Source organism: Pantoea sp. BJFS-204 (assembly GCF_049310725.1).
Lineage (GTDB): Bacteria > Pseudomonadota > Gammaproteobacteria > Enterobacterales > Enterobacteriaceae > Pantoea > Pantoea agglomerans.
Window position 1 is genome coordinate 710,987 of record NZ_JBMOWE010000001.1, and the last position, 21,733, is coordinate 732,719.

Genomic DNA, 21,733 nt, shown 5'->3' on the forward strand with positions numbered 1-21,733 from the left:
ACGCAATTTAACACCCGCTTCCTTCAAACCGGTTTCCTGACCACAACCTTGCAGGCTACCTGTCTCTCAATCCCAGGCAATCCCTCCAGCCCGTTACAGTTCCCCTCCAGACTGCCGATAACTCCTCACAGAACAACATCATTTTTGATTTTAACTTTGTGGAGTGTCTATGCGCTTCAATTATGACCTGTTACCGGGTGAGCGGCTGACCTTTGAAGAGATCGCCCGGCGTTATGCTCTGCAATACCCTGATGATAAAGAGCTGACGGCGCGCGCCTTGCTGAGTCCGTCAACCGGGCTGCGTACGCTGAAAATCCGTGCGGTGTTCGCGCAGGAAGAGAGCAACAGCCCGCTGGAGGATCTGCTGTTCATCTCCCATGACAACGAACGTAAAAATTACCTGCGTCGCTTTGAGCACTACCTTAAGCAGAATCTCTCCTTCCTCTATTTCCGTCGCAGCGATAGCGAAAAGCGCGACAACCTGTGGAAGGTGATGGGCAGCAGCCAGGTCTTCGCGATGATCGATCCCCAATCCGCCACGGCACAGAATCTGCTTAACAGCCGCGGCTATAAACTGGTGCTGATGCATCAGGATGATGAAGACGCTTACTGGCAGCTTTTCAATCCACAGGCGGATCCCTGTTTTCCGCAGTCGCAGCGCATTCAGTTCATCGTGGTGCTGAGTACGCCACAGCACAAAGTCCCGGCGGCGGTGATGCCGGGAACTGAGGTCGGGCGTCGTGTCAAAGCCCGGGTGCTGCAGCGCGCCAGCCAGGCGGAATTCAGCGCCGGTGTCAAAGCCCGCTACGGCGCCTGTGTGATGACCGGCACCGAGCTGACCGAACGGCATAACTGGCCATGGGTGGAAGCCTGCCATATCGACACGCAGGAAGGGGATGACGGTGTACTGGCAGATAACAGCATCGATAACGGCCTGTTTTTACGCAGTGATTTGCAGCGGCTATTTATTAACCGACTGATTAGCATTGATGGTGAATCGGGCGAGATTCTGGTGCATCCTGGCGAAGAGGCGCAACAGCATCTGGCGCCCTGGTATCAGGAACTGGAAGGTCGCGTCTGCAGCCTGTGGGCGGCAGTGCCGCCCGCCACCCGGCAACGGCTGCGCGCCCGTCGTTAATCTCCGCTGAAGAGTGCAGAAGGATCTGCACTCTGAGGTAACAAAAATGAAATAGCCTCGTTTTACCCCGCCTATTCAGCCAATCGAAAACGCTACAGAATTGGATAATCATGCCGATAACTTCATTAACGCAGGGTAGTCAACGTGAACGATTTCTATACCGCCGAAGGCGTGATGGACAAGCATTCGCTCTGGCAGCGCTACGTGCCGCTGGTGCGCCATGAAGCGTTGCGTCTGCAGGTTCGCCTGCCGGCCAGTGTTGAGCTTGACGACTTGCTGCAGGCGGGTGGGATAGGGCTGTTAAATGCCGTAGAGCGTTATGACGCGCTCCAGGGTACAGCCTTTACCACCTATGCCGTGCAGCGTATTCGTGGCGCCATGCTCGACGAGCTTCGTAGTCGGGACTGGGCACCGCGCAGTGTGCGTCGTAATGCACGCGAGGTGGCCGGAGCAATGCACAGAGTGGAACAGTCGCTGGGGCGTTCTGCCTCTGAGCAGGAAGTGGCGCAGCAGCTGAATGTTTCCATGGAGGAGTACCGGCAGATCCTGCTGGACACCAACAACAGTCAACTTTTCTCCTACGACGAGTATCGGGAAGAGCACGGCGACAGCGCGGAGCTGGTGACGGAAGGCCATGAAGAGGCTAATCCGCTTCATCAGTTGCTTGAAGGGAGTCTGCGTGAGCGCGTCATTGAAGCGATCGAAGCGTTACCCGATCGTGAAAAGATGGTGCTGACACTGTACTACCAGGAAGAACTGAACCTGAAAGAGATTGGGGCGGTGCTTGATGTGGGTGAATCCCGTGTCAGCCAGCTGCACAGTCAGGCGATTAAACGCCTGCGTGCCCGACTTGCGGGAGCGCGCTAGCAGTATCAGTTCCTGGCGATTCAAAATTATAAAAAACCGGGGACTCAGTAATGGGAGCCAAGACCAAGGCCAGACCGTTAAGTCGTTATCTTAAAGACTATAAACACAGCCAGAGCAACTGTTCACACTGTGGCAAGGTATTAGATCGAATGGCGCTCGTTTTTCGTGGCCAGATCATCAATAAAGAGGCCATCGCTCGGATGGACCAGATGATTGATGAGCAGCTGTGGCTGAAACTTCAGCCCGAACTGACCGCGCTTTGTCGTTTTTGCAGTGATATTTTTTGTAATACCCATCCTAATTACTTCGACATAATGGCGTTTAAACAGTATCTGTTTGAACAGACAGAGATGAGCCCCAGCACAATTCGTGAATATGTGGTGCGGCTGCGTCGTCTGGATGAGATGCTGAAAGCCAGAAATTTCCCGGCCGACAGGCTTCAGGGAAATAGCTGGCATCAGTGTCTGGAAAGCGATCTGCCCGATGCCGGTAATAACAATTACCGCATCGCGCTGCGCAAGTACGATCAATTCTTAGGCTGGCAGCAGGGTTAACCCTGATCTGCACCGATTGCTCCCCCGCGTGCCTGCGGCACGTTCCCCTTTTGCCCGCCAGCCGGGTAGAAGGGAAGGGGGAGCACGGCGCTTCTTTCTCCTGCAACTTTCACTACGCATCTGTCTCACCGCATCTGCTGACACCTGAATCAGGGTGATCCTTTTCGCATCTTCTGCAACACTGTAAGGATAAATTGAATGCCCGAACGGAGGCAGCATTGTCTTTACATCTGTTACACCAATTCCCACGTCTTGAACTGCTGGGTGCACCCACGCCGTTAGAACATCTGCCACGGCTCTCTGACTACCTGGGTCGCGATATTTTTATTAAACGCGATGATTTCACGCCGGTGGCGATGGGCGGCAATAAGCTGCGCAAGCTGGAATTCCTGGCGGCGGACGCGCTGCGTGAAGGCGCCGATGTGCTGCTGACCGCGGGCGCTATCCAGTCCAATCATGTGCGTCAGACGGCGGCAGTCGCGGCCCGGCTTGGCCTGAAGTGCGTGGCATTGCTGGAAAACCCGATTGGCACCCACGCAGAAAACTACCTGAGCAACGGCAACCGACTGTTGCTGGATCTGATGGACGCTGAAGTGATCATGGTGGATGCGCTGAATAACCCTGCGGAACAGCTGGCTGAACAGGCCACGCGTCTGGAAGCCCAGGGTTATCGTCCTTACATCGTGCCGGTCGGCGGCTCAAATGCGCTGGGTGCACTAGGCTATGTAGAGTGCGCGCAGGAGATTGCTCATCAGAGCGAGGGTGTGGTCGATTTCGCCGCCGTGGTCGTGGCCTCGGGCAGTGCCGGTACCCATGCCGGACTGGCGGTAGGTCTGGAGCATCTGCTGCCGGAGACCGAGCTGGTGGGCGTCACCGTTTCACGCCAGGTTGAGGCGCAGTTGCCGCTGGTGGAGCGGCTGCGTCAGTCGCTGGCGGAGACGCTGGAAGTGCAGGCTAAGGCACCGATTACCCTGTGGGATGACTACTTTGCGCCGCGCTACGGCGAACCCAATGATGAAGGCATGGCTGCGGTGAAACTGCTGGCGCGGCTGGAAGGGATCCTGCTGGACCCGGTCTACACCGGCAAGGCGATGGCCGGACTGCTGGATGGCGTCAGCCAGAATCGTTTCCGCCGTGAAGGTCCTTTGCTGTTTATTCATACGGGCGGCGCACCGGCGTTATTTGCTTATCATCCTTCGGTCTGAGACAAGCGAATAAAACAGTTTATACTCCGTGGGTTATCCTACTGGACTGGCAGCGACAAGCCGTGCTGCCCTTATAAGAACACACACACAATACTGTCAATAATGGGGTGAATATGTCCTTTTCTCGTGCAGGTCGTCAGATGATGATGGGCGTCATGGCCGTGGCGCTGATTGCTGGCGTCAACGTTAAAACCTTTGCAGCGGAAAATCTGCTCAACAAAATTAAAGAGCGCGGCACGCTGCTGGTGGGTCTGGAAGGCACCTATCCGCCATTCAGTTTCCAGGATGAAAAGGGCAAGCTGACCGGCTTTGAAGTGGAATTCGCGGAACAGCTGGCACAGCACATGGGCGTCAAGGCGAGCCTGAAACCGACCAAATGGGACGGCATGCTGGCCTCACTCGACGCGAAGCGCATCGATGTGGTCATCAATCAGGTCACCATCTCTGATGAGCGTAAGAAGAAGTATGACTTCTCCACGCCATACACGGTCTCCGGCATTCAGGCGCTGACCATGAAAGCCAATGCGAACACTATCACCAAACCTGCTGACCTGGCCGGTAAAAAAGTGGGCGTCGGTCTGGGCACCAACTACGAGCAGTGGCTGCGTGAGAATGTGAAGGGCGTGGACATCCGTACCTATGATGATGACCCGACCAAATATCAGGATCTGCGCTCTGGCCGTCTGAATGCCATTCTGGTTGACCGTCTGGCTGCGCTGGATCTGGTGAAGAAAACGGGCGATACCATGGCGGTCGCGGGTGATGCGTTCTCCCGTCAGGAATCGGGCGTGGCGGTACGTAAAGGCAACGACGACCTGCTGAAAGCGATCGACCAGGCCATTGCTGACATGCAGAAAGATGGCTCGCTGAGCAAGCTGTCTCAGAAATGGTTTGGCGCGGACGTGACGAAATAATGCAGGAAAGTCTTCAACTGGTGCTGGATTCAGCACCTTTTTTATTAAAAGGCGCGCTGTTTACGCTGCAGCTCAGCATCGGCGGCATGTTCTTTGGCCTGCTGCTGGGCTTTATTCTGGCGCTGATGCGTCTGTCGCGCTTCTGGCCGGTTCGCTGGCTGGCGCGGATCTATGTCTCGATCTTTCGTGGCACGCCGCTGATCGCCCAGCTGTTTATGATCTATTACGGCCTGCCGCAGTTTGGCATTGAACTGGATCCGATCCCCTCCGCGATGATTGGTCTTTCCCTGAATACCGCAGCCTATGCCTCAGAGTCACTGCGTGGCGCGATTTCATCGATTGAGCGCGGGCAATGGGAAGCGGCGGCAAGTATCGGCATGACGCGCTGGCAAACCCTGCGCCGGGTGATCCTGCCACAGGCAGCCCGCACCGCGCTGCCCCCGCTGGGCAACAGCTTTATCAGCCTGGTAAAAGATACCTCGCTGGCGGCGACCATTCAGGTACCGGAGCTGTTCCGTCAGGCGCAGTTGATCACCTCACGCACGCTGGAAGTCTTTACCATGTATCTGGCAGCCTCGCTGATCTACTGGGTGATGGCAACGGTGTTATCTGCGTTGCAGAACCGGCTGGAACAGCATGTTAATCGTCAGGATTCGGAGTCGAAATGAGCGCCATCGAAGTCAGAAAGCTGGTGAAGTCTTTTAACGGCCAGACGGTGCTGCACGACATCGACCTTGATGTGGCCGCCGGTGAAGTGGTGGCCATTATCGGCCCCAGCGGATCAGGTAAAACCACGCTGCTGCGCAGTATCAATCTGCTGGAAGTGCCGGATAGCGGCACCATCCGCGTTGGAGAGATTACTGTTGATGCAGCGCTGGCACAGAGTAAGCAGAAAGAGCAGGTGCGTCGTCTGCGTCAGCAGGTCGGATTTGTCTTCCAGAACTTCAATCTGTTTCCGCATCGTTCAGTGATGGAGAACATTATTGAAGGGCCGGTTATCGTTAAAGGCGAAGCGAAAGCGGATGCGGTAGCCCGCGCCCGCACGCTGCTGGAGAAGGTCGGGCTGCACGGCAAAGAAGAGAGCTATCCGCGCCGTCTGTCCGGCGGGCAGCAACAGCGCGTGGCGATTGCGCGTGCGCTGGCGATGCGGCCGGAAGTGATCCTGTTCGATGAACCGACCTCGGCGCTGGATCCGGAGCTGGTGGGCGAGGTGCTCAGCACCATTCGCGCGCTGGCCGAAGAGAAACGCACCATGGTCATCGTCACGCATGAGATGAGCTTTGCCCGCGATGTGGCTGACCGCGCCATTTTTATGGATCAGGGGCGCATTGTGGAGCAGGGCGAAGCGAAAGCGTTGTTCAGTAACCCTCAGCAGCCGCGCACCCGTCAGTTCCTTGATAAATTTCTGAATCAGTAATCCACACTGCCTTCCCAGGAAGGCAGTTTTAACCTGTTTAAAACCCTCATTTTTTAAGCTGCAAATGGCTATGGTCACGTTATTAACAGGCGCAGTATCATAAATAATTCTGCTGCTGTTAAACCTTTTGGCACATCTGACAAATCTTTTCTGTTCATCGGGGATATATTGGCTTTTCCCGTTGCCACTTTCTCTTAATTATATTTTCTGAATTATGAAGCAACATTATCCTTTAAACAGGCTGCGGCACTGCTAATTAGTGTGTTGCGTCGATATTAATAAGTGTAAGGAAACGTTCTGCTGAGTAAATAACTGTGGTAACAGGGCCACTCAGCGGCTTTTAAGAGTTTCGCTACATTCATCACCGGTTCAATGGCGAATAATTGCCGGATAATCATAAAAGCAATACTGATTTCCTCGCTTTTACTTTCCAGCATTCTGACCTACACAGCAGGAGTCATTGAATGAACCAGACTAAGTCAGATCAGATATTGTGGGTAGATACCCTTAAGGGCGCCTGCATATTACTGGTGGTCCTGTACCACACAGTTTTACCCGGCTTTGAAGGGACGATGAAATATCTCTCTGCCGGATGGATCCCCGCCGAAATATGGATACAGTTTAATACGGTACTGTCGCCGCTGCGTATGCCCGCCTTTTTCTTTGTCTCGGGATTGCTGGCGACCAATGGCATTCTGAACCGGCCCTGGAAGCAGGTATTTACCAGTCGCATCACCAATCTTTTTTATCTCTATATTCTGTGGGGGTTTATTCAGTGGTGGTCAATTATCGGTATCTCTACTGAAATTACCGGCCAGCGTATTTCGCAGAACCTTAATGCCGCCTATGCGGGTTCGCTATTCGAGTTTCTCAAGCTGACCTTTATGGCTATGAGCACCTCGTGGTATCTGTATGGGCTGGGACTCTATTTCCTCTGTGCCAAAGTTTTCCGTCAATATAAGCTGGCCCTGGTGGCGGTGGCGATCCTGCTGAATTATCTGGCGGCAGAAAAAGTGATCCCGTTCTGGGGACCACAGAGCCTGGCCCAATATTTTGTGTTCTTCCTGTTAGGGGCATTCTGGAGCCAGACGATGCTGCGCCTGAGTGAATGGCGGCGGGAAAATCTGATGCCCTGGGCGCTACTGGCGGCAGCCGCCGGGATTCATGTGCTATTCGGTCTGGATAAGAGTCTGTTCCTGTGTGTACTGGCGGTGTTATTCAGTATCGCGGCCTGTCGCTGGCTGAATCAGCACTTCAGCATGCGCTATCTCAACTGGGTTGGCCGCAATACGCTGCAGATTTACGTCATCCACCGTATTTTTATCGAGTTCTTTGGTATGTCTGCGATTCTGTTCGCGCAGCGGCATCATCTGTTCGAGCAGGCGTGGTTTTCGTTTCTCTGGGCCTGTTTCTATCCGGTGGCCATTGTGGGGCTTTGCTCGCTCTGTTCAGTTGCCATCTGGTCGCTGACCAATCGCGGAGTCGGGCAGTCGCTGTTTGTGTTCCCGACGTTAATGAAAAGGGCGCCTGGCGGCGCGAGCGGTGGGTAAGTTACGCTTAGCAGCGGGGAAGTTACGCTTTGCAGCGGGCTTGCACTGAGCGGGTTTCGCCCGCCAGGCGATGGGGAGTTTCAGGTTGCCTGTGCAGGCGGACGCGTCAAGGGGCGGACGCCCGCCCCTTAACAATCCCGGCGTCCGGCTGCCTGCGCGCCCCGCTGTGCGGGGTGCCTTCGTCACGCCCTGCGGCCGACGGACCGTCCGGACTCGCCATCCCTGGCTCGTGCCGTCCTTTCGCCGACGTCCTGTCGGCTCATCCTGGCCTCCGGTTGTTCCTCAGCGCTGCGGACGCCTCTGGGAAACCCCCTGCCGGTGGGTTTGTCACCCGGACTGGCTGGGCTCCGGCCGCTGAAAGCGGGAAAAGATTCATAAGGTTTCGCTTTGTAGCGGGCTTGCACTGAGCGGTTTCGCCTGCAAGGCGATGGGGCGTCTTAGTTCACTTAGCCGCGCGTTAGCGCTGAGAGGGTTACGCCCGCCAGGCGATGGGGAGTTTCAGGTTGCCTGTGCAGGCGGACGCGTCAAGGGGCGGACGCCCGCCCCTTAACAATCCCGGCGTCCGGCTGCCTGCGCGCCCCGCGTAGCGGGGTGCCCTCGTCACGCCCTGCGGCCGACGGACCGTCCGGACTCGCCATCCCTGGCTCGTACCGTCCTTTCGCCGACGTCCTGTCGGCTCATCCTGGCCTCCGGTTGTTCCTCAGCGCTTCGGACGCCTCTGGGAAACCCCTGCCGGTGATTTCTTTGTGTTTTCTTTAGTGCAGCGTTGTCTGGTGACCCGAAAGCCAGTCTCAATTCCGGAATCTCACCGCAACACTCTTAGTGACCTGAAAACGAGATAACAGCGGTTAGGGTTGAATGCCATTCTGTATGCTGAGCCGAAAGTCAGAGGCAATCCCAGAAAACCACAGCGATAAAGCACTCAACATAAAAAGCAGAGATAACAGCGGGTGGGTTGAATAACATTCGGTCTGCTGAGCAAAAATTCAGAGGCAATCCCAAAAAATTACAGCGATAAAGCACTCAACATAAAAAGCAGAGATAACAGCGGGCGGGTGGAATGCCATTCTGTGTGCTGAGCCGAAAGTCAGAGGCAATCCCAAACTCACAGCGACAGCGAACCCAACATAAAAAGAAAAGATAACAGCGAGGGGTGGGGAGGCCGTCAGAACCGCTGAGCGGATGAGGGATTTCAGGACGAGCGACAGGGATGTCGCGAAGAGGCGGGTTCGCGCCAGGGATGGCGCGTCCCGCTGGTCCGTGAGAAATCCTGAAGTAGCGAAGGAACCGCGAAGCGGCGGTGAAGCAGGCCGGAGCCCGGGGTCAAGGGGGCGCGGCGACTGGCGCCCCCTTGTCGGTCGCCTGCAGAGGCGAATCTGAAACTGCCTGGCTTACCAGGCGAACGAAACCTTCTCATAGCCCGTTCGCGCAGCGAACCATCCCAGCTTCAGCACCGCACCTCAGCCCGTTCGCGCAGCGAACAATCTCGCGAACGCCCCTTACCCTATGGTCATCAGGCTAGCATTACCGCCTGCCGCAGCGGTATTCACACTCAGCGAACGCTCAATCAGCAGACGCTCCAGCAGCAGATTGGTCTCGCCGCGGGCAAAGCCCTGCACCGACACAATCGCACCTTCACGTGCGGCAATCTGTTCACACAGGGTACGCAGCTGATCGGCATCACCGTGATAGATCACCGCATCAAACTCTGCCGCTAACGGGTCACGCGCCAGCGTGATGCGCGCTTTCACTGCGTCCGGCAGCGAGGCCAGCAGGGCGCGATGCAGCTCATCATCCTGCCACAATGCTTTACTGCCGACGCTGGTCACCGCGGCCAGCTGGATTAACGCATCCTGCTCGTTATCAGCCAGACAGAGCACCTGATCACGCGGCAACAGTGAGAAGGTATTGCGCTCGCCTGTCGGGCCAGGCAGCAGACGGACCACGCCCGCCTGCGCCAGATCGCCATAGTGCTGGCAGAGTTCAGCCAGTTCAGGCTTATCCTTAGCCCAGTTGCTGAGTGCCAGATGCGGTGCCAGCAGTGACTGACGCAGCGTGCTGTCCGCCGGGCGTTCTGCATCCTGACGATCAAAAGTCAGACGCAGCGCACTATCCGGACGATGCGCCAGCAAGCGGTAAAGATAGAGCGGACCGCCCGCTTTCGGACCGGTACCGGATAAGCCCTCGCCACCAAACGGCTGTACGCCGACCACCGCGCCCACCATATTGCGGTTGACGTAGAGATTGCCGACTCGGGCGTTCGCCGTGACCTGTGCAATCGTTTCGTCGATGCGGGTATGTACGCCCAGCGTCAGGCCATAGCCGGACGCATTGATCTGCTCAACCAGCTGCGGCAGGTTATTGCGGGTGAAACGCACCACGTGCAGCACCGGGCCAAAAATCTCTTTATCCAGATCGCTGACCTGGCCCAGTTCAATCAGTGTCGGTTTAACAAAGGTACCGCTATTCCACTCTTTGCTGTCCTGTGGGTTATCCTGCACCGCCTGATAGACCGTGAAGCCTTTATTACGCATCGCCTGAATATGGCGATCGATATTGGCTTTCGCTTCGGCATCAATGACCGGGCCGATGTCGGTCGAGAAGCGTTCCGGATTGCCCATGCGGCACTCCGCCATCGCGCCGCGCAGCATCTTCAGGGTATGGTCGGCGACATCTTCCTGAATGCAGAGCAGGCGCAGGGCAGAACAGCGCTGTCCGGCACTGTCGAAGGCAGAGGCGACGATATCGATCACCACCTGCTCAGTCAGCGCGGAAGAGTCGACGATCATCGCATTCATCCCGCCGGTCTCAGCAATCAACGGCACAGGACGACCGTGCTGGTCAAGGCGACCTGCCAGATTACGCTGCAGCAGTGTCGCCACCGCAGTTGAACCGGTAAACATCACGCCACGCACCCGAACGTCACCGGTCAGCTGTGCACCGACGGTTTCACCCTGACCTGGCAGCAGTTGCAGCACGCCTGGCGGCACACCCGCATCCAGCAGGATCTGAACCGCCTGTGCGGCAATCAGCGGTGTCTGCTCGGCCGGTTTGGCCAGCACGCTGTTGCCCGCTGCCAGTGCAGCCGCAATCTGACCGGTAAAGATCGCCAGCGGGAAGTTCCATGGACTGATGCAGACCACCGGGCCCAGCGGACGATGGGTTTCGTTATCGAAATCGTCACGCACCATTCCGGCGTAGTAATAGAGGAAATCAACCGCTTCGCGCACTTCCGCGATGGCGTTGTTGTAGGTTTTGCCCGCTTCACGCACCAGGATGCCAAGCAGCTGCTGCATCTGGCCTTCCATGATCTGTGCGGCGCGTTCCAGAATGGCGGCACGCTCCTGCGGTGGTGTGGCAAACCAGATTGGCCCGCTGTTTACCGCGGCATCCAGCGCCACAGAAACTTCCTGCTCTGTGGCTTCACGGACCTGACCTACACGGTCGCCAGGCGCTGCCGGGTTCAGAATATCGCGCAACTCGCCGGCACCCGCTTCACCGTCGATCATCGGCTCGGCCAGGCAGGGCTGTGCGGCACTGCTCAGCAGGGCGCTGGAGAGTGAGGCAAGACGGTGTTCGTTGGCCATATCCAGACCCGCAGAGTTAACGCGGTTATCGCCATACAGATCGCGCGGCAGGGGGATTTTTGGATGCGGCAGACCAATGGCACCTTCGCTGACACCCAGCTTCTCCACCGCGCTCACCGGATCGGCCACCAGTTCATCAATCGGCAGCGAGGTATCGGCAATGCGGTTAACAAACGAGGTGTTGGCCCCGTTTTCTAACAGGCGGCGCACCAGATAGGCCAGCAGGGTTTCATGGGTACCGACCGGCGCATAGATACGGCAGGGGCGGTTAAGTTTGCCGTCCGCCACTTTGCCCACCACCTGCTCATAGAGCGGTTCGCCCATGCCGTGCAGGCACTGGAACTCATACTGACCGGGATAGTAGTTGTTGCCCGCCAGCTGATAAATCGCCGCCAGGGTGTGGGCGTTGTGGGTGGCGAACTGCGGATAGATCAGGCTTGGCACGGCCAGCAGTTTGCGGGCGCAGGCCAGGTAAGAGATATCGGTGTAAACCTTGCGGGTGTAGACCGGATAGCCTTCCAGGCCTTCCAACTGGGCGCGTTTGATTTCGCTGTCCCAGTACGCGCCTTTCACCAGACGAATCATCAGGCGACGGCGGCTGCGCTGCGCCAGATCGATCAGCTCATCAATCACAAACGGACAGCGTTTCATGTAGGCCTGAATCACAAAACCGATGCCGTTCCAGCCTTCCAGCTCTGGCTCGAAACAGAGTTTCTCCAGTAAATCCTGCGACAGTTCCAGCCGGTCCGCCTCTTCTGCATCGATGTTGATGCCGATGTCATAGGAGCGGGCCAGCAGCGTCAGCGATTTCAGAATAGGGTAGAGCTCTTCCATCACGCGCTCATACTGCGCGCGGCTGTAGCGGGGATGCAGTGCTGAGAGCTTGATAGAGATGCCGGGACCTTCATAGATGCCACGACCATTCGACGCTTTACCAATGGCATGGATCGCCTGCTGATAAGAGAGCAGATAGGCTTTGGCATCGCCTGCCGTCAGGGCCGCTTCGCCCAGCATGTCATAGGAGTAGCGGAAGCCTTTCTCTTCCAGCTTGCGGGCGTTAGCCAGCGCTTCGGCAATGGTTTCACCGGTGACGAACTGCTCGCCCATAAGACGCATCGCCATATCCACGCCTTTGCGGATCAGCGGTTCGCCACCCTTACCGATAATGCGGTTAAGCGAGCTTGAGAGATTCGACTCGTTGTGGGTCGAGACCAGGCGGCCGGTGAACAGCAGGCCCCAGGTCGCCGCGTTGACAAACAGTGACGGGCTGCGTCCCAGATGTGACTGCCAGTTGCCGTTGCTGATCTTGTCGCGGATCAGCGCATCGCGCGTTGGCTTGTCGGGAATACGCAGTAGCGCTTCAGCCAGACACATCAGCGCCACACCTTCATGGGAGGAGAGTGAGAACTCCTGCAGCAGGCTCTGCACCATGCCCGCGCGTCCGGTTGCCCCTTTCTGGTGCCGCAGCTTGTCGGCAAGCTGGTAAGCCAGCTGATGGGTTTTCTCTGCCAGCGCCGCCGGTAAACGTGCCTGTTCCAGCATCATTGGCACCGCATCAGTCTCCGGACGACGCCATGCGGCGGTCACCGCTGAACGGGTCACTGACTGAGGTAAAATCTGCTCTGCGAAATCAAGGAACGGCTGGTGCGTCTCCTCTGGCTGGGTGTCGTCGGACTCTGCGGCCGCCTGAGCAGAAAGCGGGATCTCCGGCACGGTATCGCCGGTTTCCAGCTGGCCCAGGTAGTTAAAGATCGCCTGTTTAATCAGCCAGTGTGGCGTGCGATCGATGCGCTGCGCAGCCAGTTTGATGCGCTCGCGTGTCGCGTCATCCAGTTTTACACCCATGGTGGTTGTAGCCATGACTCCAGAGCTCCTTGATAATGGTTCGATACGGCGTTGGCTGCACTATCACTTAAGTTGCAACTTTGTGCAACCGTGTTAAATGTGAGCCAGTTAACACCCTTTTAACGTCGACGATTGTTAAATCCCGCAATGCGGCACGGATATTGCTGCAAGATCCTCGCCAGGCTGGCAGACCCGATGAAAAGCGGGTTTCAGACAGGTAATACGACGGTGCAACCGGATAACTGTGAGCGAGTGCAACCTATGAGCACGTTTTCACAAACGGTTAGTGAAATCACTGTAACGCCTGTGTTAAATCCATTGTGCGCACAACGCCTTTCCGGCAGGATACCGCGCCGCTGGGAAATGAGTGACGCCCTGACGAAGAAAATCGGCCCGCTTTGCCCCGTTCCGGCAGGCGGGTAGCTGGCGATTTCTCTGGGATATCAAATAATAAGTGGAGAGACAGATGAGTGTAAGTACACCTTTGCTGGTGACCTTTTTGGTTTATATTCTTGGGATGGTATTAATCGGGTTTGTGGCTTATCGCTCAACCAAAAACTTTGATGATTACATCCTCGGTGGCCGCAGTCTGGGTAGCGTGGTCACGGCACTCTCTGCCGGTGCATCCGATATGAGCGGCTGGCTGCTGATGGGCTTACCGGGTGCGATCTTCATCTCCGGTATCTCTGAAAGCTGGATTGCGATTGGCCTGACGATCGGTGCCTGGCTGAACTGGAAAATCGTGGCCGGTCGCCTGCGGGTTCAGACTGAACATCACAACAACGCCCTGACGCTGCCGGACTTCTTTACCAGCCGCTTTGAGGACCACAGTAAAATCCTGCGCGTGATCTCCGCCATTGTGATCCTGGTGTTCTTCACCATCTATTGCGCCTCAGGCGTGGTAGCCGGTGCGCGTCTGTTTGAAAGCACCTTTGGTATGAGTTACCAGACCGCTCTGTGGGCGGGTGCAGCGGCGACCATTCTCTATACGCTGGTGGGCGGTTTCCTGGCGGTGAGCTGGACCGATACCGTTCAGGCGAGCCTGATGATTTTTGCGCTGATCCTGACGCCGGTGTTTGTGATTATCGCGGTCGGCGGCTGGTCTGATTCGCTGGCGGTGATTGAAGCGAAGAGCCTGGAAAACCTCGACATGCTGAAGGGACTGAACTTCGTCGCGGTGATCTCCCTGCTCGGCTGGGGCCTGGGCTACTTCGGGCAGCCCCATATTCTGGCGCGCTTTATGGCGGCGGATTCGCATCGTTCAATCCGTACCGCTCGCCGTATCGGTATGACCTGGATGGTGCTCTGTCTGGCCGGTGCCGTGGCGGTGGGCTTCTTCGGTATCGCCTGGTTCCAGAACAACCCGACGCTGGCGGTTGGCGTTAACGCCAATGCGGAGCGGGTCTTTATCGAGCTGGCGCGTATCCTGTTCAACCCGTGGATTGCCGGTATTCTGCTGTCAGCGATCCTGGCAGCCGTGATGTCAACGCTGAGCTGTCAGCTGCTGGTCTGCTCCAGCGCCCTGACCGAAGATCTCTACAAAGGCTTACTGCGTAAAAATGCCAGCCAGAAAGAGCTGGTATGGGTAGGGCGTCTGATGGTGCTGCTGGTGGCGCTGATTGCGATCGCGCTGGCGGCTAACCCGGAAAACCGCGTGCTGGGCCTGGTGAGCTACGCCTGGGCGGGCTTCGGTGCGGCGTTTGGTCCGGTAGTACTGTTTGGTGTCTGCTGGAAGCGGATGAACCGCAACGGTGCGCTGGCGGGCATGATCGTCGGTGCGCTGACCGTGCTGGTGTGGAAACAGTATGGCTGGCTGGGACTGTATGAAATCATCCCGGGCTTCATTTTCGCCAGCATCGCCATTGTAGTGTTCACGCTGATGGGCCGTGAGCCATCAGCAGAAGCGCAGCAGCGCTTTGCCGCTGCAGAGGCGGAGTTCCAGACAAAATAAGCGAGGCGTTAATCGCCTGGCCCGTCCCGAAAGGGGCGGGCTTTTTTGTTACAAAGATAAACCACTCAAAGATGAAATTATCTCCACCGGCAACTTGTTTTTTTCTCAGCGATAATGATAATCGGTATCGTTTACACTTTACCTTATTTTACTGTTTATTGACGCTGCTTAACATTCAAGAGGTTGGCGATGTTTGTTCCTTTTCTCATCATGCTGCGCGAAGGGCTTGAAGCCGCGCTGATAGTCAGCCTGATAGCCAGCTATCTCAAACGCACCCAGCGCACCCAATGGTTTCCCGCGATGTGGGCTGGCGTGTTTATTGCCGCCGGGCTCTGTCTGGGCCTGGGTCTGTTCATCAATGCCACCACCGGTGAGTTCCCGCAGAAAGAGCAGGAGCTGTTTGAGGGCATCGTGGCGTTGATTGCGGTGGTGATCCTCACCTCAATGGTTTTCTGGATGCGCAAAGTCGCCCGCAACATCAGGGTCGAGCTTGAACAGGCGGTCGATCAGGCGCTGCAACGCTCAGGTCGTGGCGGTCTGGCACTGGTGCTGATGGTGTTTCTTGCCGTGGCGCGCGAAGGGCTGGAGTCGGTGTTCTTCCTGCTGGCGGCGTTTACCCAGGATGTCGGTTATGCGCCGCCGATTGGCGCAGTGCTGGGTCTGGCAACCGCGGTCGTGCTGGGCATGCTGCTCTACTGGGGCGGTATCCGTCTTAACATGGCCCATTTCTTCCGCTGGACCAGCGTATTCATCCTGTTTGTCGCCGCGGGTCTGGCAGCGGGCGCCATCCGCGCCTTCCACGAAGCGGGTTTATGGAATCGCTTTCAGGATGTCGCCTTCGATCTCAGCAATACCTTATCGACCCATTCGCTGTTCGGCACCCTGCTGGAAGGGGTGCTGGGTTATCAGGAGTCCCCAAGCGTCAGTGAAGTGACCGTTTACTTTGCCTACCTGATCCCGGCGCTGATTCTGTTCTTTATGCCTGCGCGTTCTGCTGCGTCGGCCACTGTGTAATTTGACATTTAACGGGCGCATCTTACGCCTGCAACATGATAGGGAAAGAGAGATGACAATGCGTTTCCGCCGCAAGGCACTGCTGCTTCCTCTGCTGGCAATCTCCGCAACGGCGGCCGCGGCGGTTCCTCAGGTTACCGTAAGCGTCACCGACAAGCAGTGCGAGCCGATGAGCTTAACGGTCAAGGCCGGTAAGACCCAGTTCCTGATTAAAAACAACAGCCAGAAAGCGCTGGAGTGGGAGATCCTCAAAGGCGTGATGGTGGTTGAAGAGCGTGAGAATATCGCGCCGGGCTTCAGTCAGAAACTGACCGCCAATCTGGAGGCGGGCGAATATGAGATGACCTGTGGGCTGCTGAGCAATCCAAAAGGCAAGCTGATTGTGCAAGCCGGTGAGGGTGCGGCAAAAAGTGGCACCTCAGCACGTATGCAGCTGGAAGGCCCGATCACCGAATACAAAGCCTATGTGACCGATCAGGTGAAACAGCTGGTGAGCAACACCCAGGCCTTTACTGACGCCGTTAAAGCGGGTGACGTTGAAAAAGCCAAAGCGCTGTTTGCTCCGACCCGTCAGTATTATGAGCGCATTGAGCCGATTGCTGAGCTCTTCTCCGATCTCGACGGCAGCATTGACGCCCGTGAAGATGACTATGAGAAAAAAGCGGCCGATCCTAAGTTCACCGGTTTCCACCGTCTGGAGAAAGCGCTGTTTGCTGATAACAGCACGAAAGGCATGGCGGACTACGCTGAGCAGCTGAATAAAGATGTGAAAGATTTACAGGTGCGCATCAGCGAACTGGCCTTCCCGCCAGCCAAAGTGGTCGGCGGCGCAGCCGGCCTGATTGAAGAGGTCGCTTCCAGCAAAATTTCCGGTGAAGAAGATCGCTACAGCCGGACTGACCTGTGGGACTTCCAGGCGAATATTGATGGCGCGCAGAAAATTGTCGATCTGCTGCGACCCATGGTAAGCAAAGCGAACCCGCAGTTGCTGGCTAAAGTTGACGCCAACTTCAAAAAAGTGGATGCGATCCTGAGTAAGTACCGCACCCAAACCGGTTTTGAATCCTATGAGAAACTGACCAGCGCCGACCGTAACGCGCTGAAAGGACCGATCACCGCACTGGCGGAAGATCTTTCATTACTTCGTGGCACCCTGGGTCTGGATTAATCATGAGTCGCAAGGAAGATGACGCGCAGCCTGCGCGTCGTCGGTTACTAAAAGGGCTGGGGCTGCTGGGTGGCGCGGCAGCGCTGGGCGGCGGCTGTCCGTTCCATGCAGCCGCCGCCGACAGCTTTTCGCCGGGTACGGTTACGCCGCAGGCCCGACAGCAGATGCAGCCGTTTTATGGTCAGCATCAGGCAGGTATCACGACGCCACAGCAGGCATCGATGATGCTGGTGGCGTTTGATCTGCTCAGCAGCGATAGAACGGAGCTGGTGCGTCTGTTCCAGTTGCTGACCCAGCGTATTGCCTTTCTGACCATGGGCGGTCCGGCACCGGTAGTCACCAATCCGCGGTTGCCGCCAATGGATTCCGGCATTCTTGGGGCGACTATCGCGCCTGATAATCTGACGATTACCGTGTCGGTCGGCAATTCACTGTTTGATGAACGCTTTGGTCTGGCGCCGCACAAACCGAAAAAATTGCAGCCGATGACTCGCTTTCCCAATGATTCGCTGGATGCCAGTCAGTGTCATGGCGATCTGCTGTTGCAGCTCTGTGCCAACACTCAGGATACGGTGATTCATGCCCTGCGGGATATCATCAAGCATACGCCTGACCTGCTTGGCGTACGCTGGCGGCGCGAAGGCTTTATCTCCGATCACGCCGCGCGCAGTCAGGGGCAGGAGACCCCGATCAACCTGCTGGGTTTCAAAGATGGCACCGCCAATCCGGATACCCACAACCCTGCTCTGATGAATCAACTGCTGTGGGTGACAGACGATCAGGACGAACCGGTCTGGGCGCGCAATGGCAGCTATCAGGCTGTACGGTTAATCCGCTTTCACGTCGAAATGTGGGATCGCACGCCGCTGGGCGAGCAACAGACTATCTTTGGTCGCGAGAAATTAAGTGGCGCGCCGCTGGGGATGCAGCATGAGCGCGACGTTCCGGATTACGCCCGTGATCCGGACGGCGAAGTGATTGCGCTGGATGCGCACATCCGTCTTGCCAACCCCCGCACGCCAGAGACGGCAAGCAGCCTGATGCTGCGGCGCGGCTACAGTTACTCCGCGGGTATCTCTGCATCGGGACAGCTGGAGATGGGGTTGCTGTTCGTCTGCTATCAGCACGATCTGGAACGCGGCTTTCTCACGGTGCAGCGGCGCCTGAACGGCGAAGCGCTGGAAGAATATATCCGGCCTTTTGGCGGCGGTTACTTTTTTGTTTTGCCCGGTATACCAGACGCCAGCCATTATTTAGCGCAGTCGTTGCTGGAAGCCTGATTAAAATTCAACCACTCTGGGCGTACCTGTTCTGGTCGCCCACGTTTTACGGTTTTCGTGCTTTGCTGACTGAGGTTAAACTGAGTTTTAGCGGTGGTCTGGCATATATAAAATAAGCTAATTCACTGTAATAAAACGCTTTTACATTTTGCCTTAAAAGAAATACATACACGTGATTAGCAATTCTTTTGCCAGCAGGTAAAATTACTATTGCAAAGGCCCAACAAAATGGTGCACTTTATTAAACAGGCGTAATCGGATGTGTTGATGTATCACACTGGAGTTCGCGCATGGGTCGAGTCTTTAATGGAAAGTCACTGTCAGTAAATAGATTGCGCCTGACCGCGAGGGCAATTCTGCCTCGTTATTTCTTCCTTCCTTCAACCATCTCTTTTGTCTTATCGCATCCTGTTTTATCCGGTGTTCAGCTACGCTATTGCGCTGCTGCATACCCACTATCCTGTCCTGTCATGGCTCAAAAGGAAGCCAACTGAAACCTCTAAAGCGTTCACGTTATCGCAACGGGCCACCGGCCTGACGCAGGAAATGAAACCAACTGAAAGGTGCCACTATGGGAAGACAGAAAGCAGTGATCAAAGCGCGTCGTGAAGCAAGAAGAGTGCTTCGTAGTGACTCAAGAAGTCATCGTCAGCGTGAAGAAGAGTCGGTCACTTCGCTGGTGCATATGAGTGGACTGGATGCCATTGGCATGGCGCGCGATACGCGTGACCGGTTGCCAATTGAAGCCCGTAATGAAGCTCAGGCGCACTATCTTAACGCCATAGAGAGAAAACAGCTGATCTTCGCAACCGGTGAAGCCGGGTGCGGTAAAACCTGGATCAGTGCCGCAAAAGCGGCTGAGGCCCTGATTAATAAGGATATCGACAGGATTATCGTTACGCGCCCGGTACTGCAGGCAGATGAGGATCTGGGATTCCTTCCCGGCGATATTTCTGAGAAATTCGCGCCTTATTTCCGCCCGGTTTATGACATTCTGGTTAAACGTCTTGGCGCATCCTTTATGCAATATTGTCTGCGTCCGGAAATTGCCAAGGTAGAGATTGCACCGTTCGCCTATATGCGTGGTCGCACTTTCGAAAATGCTGTGGTAATTCTGGACGAGGCGCAGAACGTCACCGCCGCGCAGATGAAAATGTTCCTGACCCGACTGGGCGAAAACGTCACGGTCATTGTTAACGGCGATATTACCCAGTGCGACTTGCCCGCTGGGGTGCCTTCCGGTCTCGCAGACGCGCTGGCGCGTTTCGAAGAGGACGAGATGGTTGGCATTGTACGCTTCGGCAAAGAAGATTGTGTGCGTTCTGCGCTGTGTCAGCGCACCCTGCACGCGTATAGCTAGCGTTTGATTGAGTAGAAGTGTAGCGCCCAAACCCGGCTCCGGCCGGGTTTTCTTATTGTGGGGCAGCGGCTGCGCACGTGGTCGTTCCCCGGCGGGAGTTATTACGCTCTCTCAGAGTGAAATATGCAAAAAAAAGAGCCTGAACAAAAGTTCAGGCTCTTCTTTGAAGATGGCGGTGAGAGAGGGGTTCGAACCCTCGATACGTTGCCGTATACACACTTTCCAGGCGTGCTCCTTCAGCCACTCGGACACCTCACCAGATTTACTTCGCTGACCGCGATGGGTCAACGGGGCGGTACTATAGGGAGTCGGTTGAAAACGGTCAAGCACTATTTTTCTCTTTTGATCTATTCGCTTAAGCTCTGAACGAATCGATTTACTGCGGCATAAAACCCGCCGTTTTACCGGCCACATCCCGTCATCCTGATGAGCCCGGTCAGGTGAGTTTTATTGCAGCAAATAAACCGGGGCGGCGTTCTCACCCTCGTTACTGGTCAGACGCTGCCCCGACTGATGCCGGAATCAGCTCTTTACTCTGTTAGCGAAACTTTTCCGCAGCTTCTGCAGTTTCGGTGGAATGACCGCCATGCAGTAGCCGTTGCGCTGGCCCGCGCCTTCCCAGTAATCCTGATGATAAGCTTCAGCGGGATACCACTCTTTCAGCGGCTCAATAGTGGTCACCACCGGCACATCATGGTCAGCCTGAGCGCGGGCAATGGCGGCGCGTGCCTCCGCTTCCTGCTCTGCATTGGCCGGGAAAATGGCGGAACGATACTGGGTGCCAATATCATTACCCTGACGGTTAAGCTGGGTCGGATCATGCGTCACAAAGCTGATATCCAGCAGATCGCCAAAGCTGACTTTCTCCGGGTCGAAGCCAATGCGGATCGCTTCTGCATGACCGGTCGCACCGCTGCAGACCTGCTCATAAGTCGGATTAGGACGGGCACCACCGGTATAACCGCTTTCCACCGACTCTACGCCGATCACATCCTTAAATACCGCTTCGGTACACCAGAAACAGCCGCCAGCGATAACTGCGTATTCGATTGCCATAATAATTTACTCCTGTCAGGTCGAAAGAGGTGAATGGGGGCGCGGCAGAGCGCTTTCAACTAGATCAGCATCTCCGGTTTAAAATCGCCGCTCTTATCCAGTATTTTGTCGCTCATCACGCTGAACCGGCCTTCGCCAGTGTAGTGCAGGGTAGTGGGGTATTCCGGCTGCTCGGCAACGTGCGCTTTAACAATCTCAAAAATAAACAGGTTGTAGTTAGCGACCATCGAATCGTCATAAAGCTGACACTCAAAGCTGGCAAAACATTCGGCAATCATCGGCGCGCCAACCACCTGAGCGGGTTCCGGCGTCAGGCCAAATGCCTCAAACTTATCAATGCTGTCGCCGTGGCTGTTGCCGATTGCCACAACTTCATCAATCAGCGAGGCAGAAGGAATGTTCAGCACGCACTGACCGCTGTTGCGTATAAGCTCATGGCTGTGGTTCATACCGGCAATCATGCAGCCAACCAGTGACGGAGAAAACTCCAGCACCGTGTGCCAGCCGAGCGTCATGATGTCATGTTGATCTTTGTACTGCGAACTGAGCAGCAGCACCGGTCCGGGCTCAAGGTATTTGCGGGCTTTGCTGACCGGAAAAGCATATTTGTGCATGCGTTGGCTCATGGCGTAACTCCTGAAACGGAACGTAGCCATTAAGTGTAGAGCACCGGGCGCATGCAGCAGGCGTGTCAGCGGGCAGAAATGCGAGGTTGATGGCGGCGTCTGGCAGCGCAGACATTTTTAGCGGCAGTGTCGCGAGCTTAAGGTTTCCTTAATATGCAATCGCGATACTGCCTGCTTTAACTGAGGATGATGCTATGAAAA

Annotated in this window: 16 protein-coding genes and 1 tRNA gene; 13 read left to right on the plus strand and 4 right to left on the minus strand. The window is 56.1% G+C overall.

Features of this window, described 5'->3' with window-relative positions; translation table 11 throughout:
* Positions 1 to 169 precede the first annotated feature (169 nt).
* The 8 genes from ACO6VX_RS03190 (at position 170) to ACO6VX_RS03225 (ending at position 7,645) form a co-directional block, all read left to right on the plus strand.
* The gene (locus tag ACO6VX_RS03190) at positions 170 to 1,138 is read left to right on the plus strand and encodes an HNH endonuclease signature motif containing protein (RefSeq protein WP_010247595.1); all 969 of its coding nucleotides are present in this window, start codon (positions 170 to 172) and stop codon (positions 1,136 to 1,138) included.
* 144 nt (positions 1,139 to 1,282) lie between these two features.
* Positions 1,283 to 2,005 (plus strand): RNA polymerase sigma factor FliA, encoded by a 723-nt coding sequence (locus tag ACO6VX_RS03195; RefSeq protein WP_003854529.1) that lies wholly within the window; start codon positions 1,283 to 1,285, stop codon positions 2,003 to 2,005.
* Between the two features lie 50 nt (positions 2,006 to 2,055).
* Positions 2,056 to 2,559 carry a flagella biosynthesis regulatory protein FliZ gene (fliZ, locus tag ACO6VX_RS03200; RefSeq protein ID WP_010247591.1) on the plus strand — a complete coding sequence of 168 codons (504 nt, stop codon included), beginning with the start codon at positions 2,056 to 2,058 and terminating at the stop codon, positions 2,557 to 2,559.
* A gap of 218 nt (positions 2,560 to 2,777) precedes the next feature.
* Positions 2,778 to 3,764 carry a D-cysteine desulfhydrase gene (locus ACO6VX_RS03205; protein ID WP_010670829.1) on the plus strand — a complete coding sequence of 329 codons (987 nt, stop codon included), beginning with the start codon at positions 2,778 to 2,780 and terminating at the stop codon, positions 3,762 to 3,764.
* A 113-nt stretch (positions 3,765 to 3,877) separates the two neighbouring features.
* Entirely contained in the window at positions 3,878 to 4,678 is an 801-nt protein-coding gene (gene tcyJ / locus ACO6VX_RS03210; protein WP_010247584.1) for a cystine ABC transporter substrate-binding protein, read from the plus strand.
* Positions 4,678 to 5,346 carry a cystine ABC transporter permease gene (tcyL, locus tag ACO6VX_RS03215; protein WP_003854540.1) on the plus strand — a complete coding sequence of 223 codons (669 nt, stop codon included), beginning with the start codon at positions 4,678 to 4,680 and terminating at the stop codon, positions 5,344 to 5,346. The genes tcyJ and tcyL overlap by 1 nt, the downstream gene beginning before the upstream one ends.
* The gene (tcyN, locus tag ACO6VX_RS03220) at positions 5,343 to 6,095 is read left to right on the plus strand and encodes an L-cystine ABC transporter ATP-binding protein TcyN (protein WP_010247571.1); all 753 of its coding nucleotides are present in this window, start codon (positions 5,343 to 5,345) and stop codon (positions 6,093 to 6,095) included. The genes tcyL and tcyN overlap by 4 nt, the downstream gene beginning before the upstream one ends.
* A gap of 464 nt (positions 6,096 to 6,559) precedes the next feature.
* A complete protein-coding gene (locus ACO6VX_RS03225) occupies positions 6,560 to 7,645 on the plus strand; it encodes an acyltransferase family protein (protein WP_010247569.1) in 1,086 nt (361 codons plus the stop codon).
* A 1,499-nt stretch (positions 7,646 to 9,144) separates the two neighbouring features.
* Here the strand turns inward: ACO6VX_RS03225 and putA are convergent.
* On the minus strand, positions 9,145 to 13,092 hold the full coding sequence (putA, locus tag ACO6VX_RS03230) for a trifunctional transcriptional regulator/proline dehydrogenase/L-glutamate gamma-semialdehyde dehydrogenase (RefSeq protein WP_422457653.1): 3,948 nt from the start codon (positions 13,090 to 13,092) through the stop codon (positions 9,145 to 9,147).
* A gap of 451 nt (positions 13,093 to 13,543) precedes the next feature.
* Between putA and putP the strand changes: the two genes are divergently transcribed.
* The 5 genes from putP to phoH all read left to right on the plus strand — a co-directional run bounded on the left by putP (position 13,544) and on the right by phoH (position 19,850).
* On the plus strand, positions 13,544 to 15,028 hold the full coding sequence (putP, locus tag ACO6VX_RS03235) for a sodium/proline symporter PutP (RefSeq protein ID WP_060680413.1): 1,485 nt from the start codon (positions 13,544 to 13,546) through the stop codon (positions 15,026 to 15,028).
* Between the two features lie 189 nt (positions 15,029 to 15,217).
* Complete coding sequence (gene efeU / locus ACO6VX_RS03240; RefSeq protein WP_010258496.1) at positions 15,218 to 16,042, plus strand: iron uptake transporter permease EfeU; 825 nt, start codon at positions 15,218 to 15,220, stop codon at positions 16,040 to 16,042.
* A 52-nt stretch (positions 16,043 to 16,094) separates the two neighbouring features.
* Positions 16,095 to 17,210, plus strand: a complete 1,116-nt coding sequence (efeO, locus tag ACO6VX_RS03245) for an iron uptake system protein EfeO (RefSeq protein ID WP_061703849.1) — start codon at positions 16,095 to 16,097, stop codon at positions 17,208 to 17,210.
* A gap of 2 nt (positions 17,211 to 17,212) precedes the next feature.
* Positions 17,213 to 18,490: an iron uptake transporter deferrochelatase/peroxidase subunit gene (efeB, locus tag ACO6VX_RS03250; RefSeq protein ID WP_422457655.1), complete on the plus strand. Its 1,278-nt coding sequence runs from the start codon at positions 17,213 to 17,215 to the stop codon at positions 18,488 to 18,490.
* Between the two features lie 571 nt (positions 18,491 to 19,061).
* On the plus strand, positions 19,062 to 19,850 hold the full coding sequence (phoH, locus tag ACO6VX_RS03255; RefSeq protein ID WP_010258505.1) for a phosphate starvation-inducible protein PhoH: 789 nt from the start codon (positions 19,062 to 19,064) through the stop codon (positions 19,848 to 19,850).
* 170 nt (positions 19,851 to 20,020) lie between these two features.
* On the opposite strand, the gene ACO6VX_RS03260 is transcribed toward phoH, so the two are convergent.
* The 3 genes from ACO6VX_RS03260 to ACO6VX_RS03270 form a co-directional block, all read right to left on the minus strand.
* Positions 20,021 to 20,108 (minus strand) — tRNA-Ser (locus ACO6VX_RS03260).
* A gap of 264 nt (positions 20,109 to 20,372) precedes the next feature.
* Complete coding sequence (msrA, locus tag ACO6VX_RS03265) at positions 20,373 to 20,906, minus strand: peptide-methionine (S)-S-oxide reductase MsrA (RefSeq protein ID WP_031594591.1); 534 nt, start codon at positions 20,904 to 20,906, stop codon at positions 20,373 to 20,375.
* Positions 20,907 to 20,965: 59 nt separating this feature from the next.
* Positions 20,966 to 21,532: a flavin reductase family protein gene (locus ACO6VX_RS03270; RefSeq protein WP_022625495.1), complete on the minus strand. Its 567-nt coding sequence runs from the start codon at positions 21,530 to 21,532 to the stop codon at positions 20,966 to 20,968.
* Between the last annotated feature and the right edge of the window lie 201 nt (positions 21,533 to 21,733).